Source organism: Bradyrhizobium sp., from assembly GCF_035701725.1.
Lineage (GTDB): Bacteria > Pseudomonadota > Alphaproteobacteria > Rhizobiales > Xanthobacteraceae > Bradyrhizobium.
The window spans coordinates 1-3,114 of record NZ_DASSRP010000182.1 but is presented as its reverse complement, the minus strand read 5'-3'; the positions used below and the strand labels follow the sequence as shown (position 1 = coordinate 3,114).

General features: G+C 63.7%; 1 protein-coding gene. It reads left to right on the top strand.

Going from position 1 to position 3,114, the window contains the following annotated elements:
- Positions 1 to 3,114, top strand: a 3,114-nt coding sequence (gene rpoB / locus VFL62_RS10840; protein WP_325172373.1) for a DNA-directed RNA polymerase subunit beta, incomplete at both ends; no start/stop codon positions are given.

The window sequence follows — 3,114 nt, the reverse complement described above, 5'->3', positions numbered from 1 at the left end:
CATCGTCAACGGCACCGAGCGCGTCATCGTCTCGCAGATGCATCGCTCGCCGGGCGTGTTCTTCGATCACGACAAGGGCAAGACCCACTCCTCGGGCAAGCTCCTGTTCGCTGCCCGCGTCATCCCGTATCGCGGCTCCTGGCTCGACATCGAGTTCGACGCCAAGGACATCGTGTTCGCGCGCATCGACCGCCGCCGCAAGATTCCGGTGACGTCGCTGATGTTCGCGCTCGGTCTCGACGGCGAGACCATCCTGTCGACCTTCTACAAGAAGATCATCTACAAGCGCGCCAAGGAAGGCTGGCGCGTGCCGTTCGACGCCAACCGCTTCCGCGGCTACTCCACCGTCAACGACCTGATCGACGCCGACACCGGCAAGGTCGTGCTCGAGGCCGGCAAGAAGCTCACCGTCCGTGCCGCCCGCCAGCTCCAGGAGAAGGGGCTGAAGGCGCTGCGCATGTCGGATGAGGAGCTGGTCGGCAACTACCTCGCCGAGGACCTCGTCAACCCGAAGACCGGCGAGATCTATGCCGAAGCCGGCGAGGAGATCACCGAGAAGCTGCTGAAGGCCCTCAACGAGCAGGGCTACAAGGAGCTGCCGCTGCTCGACATCGACCACGTCAATGTCGGTGGCTACATCCGCAACACGCTGCATGCCGACAAGAACATGACGCGCGAAGACGCGTTGTTCGACATCTATCGCGTGATGCGCCCGGGCGAGCCGCCGACGCTCGACTCCGCGCAGGCCATGTTCCAGTCGCTGTTCTTCGATTCCGAGCGCTACGACCTCTCCGCGGTCGGCCGCGTCAAGATGAACATGCGCCTCGAGCTCGATGCGCCCGACACCCATCGCACGCTGCGCAAGGAAGACATCCTCGCCGTCATCAAGACGCTGGTGGACCTGCGCGACGGCAAGGGCGAGATCGACGACATCGATCATCTCGGCAACCGCCGTGTGCGCTCGGTCGGCGAGCTCATGGAGAACCAGTACCGCATCGGCCTCTTGCGTATGGAGCGCGCGATCAAGGAGCGCATGTCGAGTGTCGATATCGACACCGTGATGCCGCAGGACCTGATCAACGCGAAGCCGGCGGCTGCCGCCGTGCGCGAGTTCTTCGGCTCTTCGCAGCTCTCGCAGTTCATGGACCAGACCAACCCGCTGTCGGAGATCACCCACAAGCGGCGCCTGTCGGCGCTTGGCCCGGGCGGTCTGACCCGCGAGCGCGCCGGCTTCGAGGTGCGCGACGTGCATCCGACGCATTACGGCCGGATCTGCCCCATTGAGACGCCGGAAGGTCCGAACATCGGTCTGATCAATTCGCTGGCGACGTTCGCGCGCGTCAACAAATACGGCTTCGTCGAAACGCCCTATCGCAAGGTGAAGGACGGCCGCGTCACCGATGAGGTGGTCTATCTCTCGGCGATGGAAGAGGGCCGCCATCACGTGGCCCAGGCCAACGTCGCGCTCGATAACCGCGGCCGCTTCACCGACGATCTCGTGGTTTGCCGCCACGCCGGTGAAAACGTCATGCTCGCGCCGGACAAGGTCGACTACATGGACGTGTCGCCGAAGCAGCTGGTTTCGGTCGCCGCGGCGCTGATCCCGTTCCTCGAGAACGACGACGCCAACCGCGCGCTGATGGGCTCGAACATGCAGCGTCAGGCCGTGCCGCTGGTGCGCGCCGAGGCGCCGTTCGTCGGCACCGGCATGGAAGGCGTGGTCGCGCGCGACTCGGGTGCTGCGATCGCCGCCCGCCGCACCGGCGTGATCGACCAGATCGACGCCACCCGTATCGTGATCCGCGCCACCGAAGATCTCGATCCGACCAAGTCGGGCGTCGATATCTATCGCCTGATGAAGTACCAGCGTTCCAACCAGTCGACCTGCATCAATCAGCGTCCGCTGGTGAAGGTCGGTGACGTCGTCAAGAAGGGCGACATCATTGCCGACGGTCCCTCGACCGATCTCGGCGAGCTCGCGCTCGGCCGCAACGTGCTGGTCGCGTTCATGCCGTGGAACGGTTACAACTTCGAAGACTCGATCCTGCTCTCCGAGCGGATCGTGAAGGACGACGTCTTCACCTCGATCCATATCGAGGAGTTCGAGGTGATGGCCCGCGACACCAAGCTCGGCCCTGAGGAAATCACCCGCGACATTCCGAACGTTTCGGAAGAAGCGCTGAAGAACCTCGACGAAGCCGGCATCGTCTATATCGGCGCCGAAGTTCGTGCCGGCGACATCCTGGTCGGCAAGATCACGCCGAAGGGCGAGAGCCCGATGACGCCGGAAGAAAAGCTCCTGCGCGCCATCTTCGGCGAAAAGGCGTCCGACGTCCGCGATACGTCGCTGCGCGTGCCTCCGGGCGTGCAGGGCACGATCGTGGAAGTCCGCGTCTTCAACCGTCACGGCGTCGACAAGGACGAGCGTGCGCTGGCGATCGAGCGGGAAGAGATCGAGCGTCTGGCCAAGGACCGTGACGACGAACAGGCGATCCTCGACCGCAACGTTTACAGCCGTCTGGCGGAGCTTCTGGAAAACCGCCAGGGCATCGCCGGTCCCAAGGGCTTCAAGAAGGACACCAAGATCACGCGTGCCGTGCTCGAAGAGCATCCGCGGTCGCAGTGGTGGATGTTTGCCTCGCCCAACGACAAGCTGATGGCCGAAATCGAGGCCATGCGGAAGCAGTACGACGAGTCGAAGAAGGGGCTTGAACAGCGCTTCCTCGACAAGGTCGAAAAGCTGCAGCGTGGCGACGAGTTGCCGCCCGGCGTGATGAAGATGGTCAAGGTCTTCGTCGCGGTTAAGCGCAAGATCCAGCCGGGCGACAAGATGGCCGGCCGCCACGGCAACAAGGGTGTGGTGTCCAAGATCGTGCCGATCGAGGACATGCCGTTCCTCGAAGACGGCACCCATGCCGACATCGTGCTCAATCCGCTCGGCGTGCCTTCGCGCATGAACGTCGGGCAGATCCTCGAAACCCATCTCGGCTGGGCCTGTGCGGGTCTGGGCAAGCGCATCGGCCAGACGGTCGACGCTTATCTGAGCAAGCAGGACGCCAAGCCGCTGAAGGAGACCTTGAAGAGGATCTACGGCGACGAAGAGACGATCAAGAC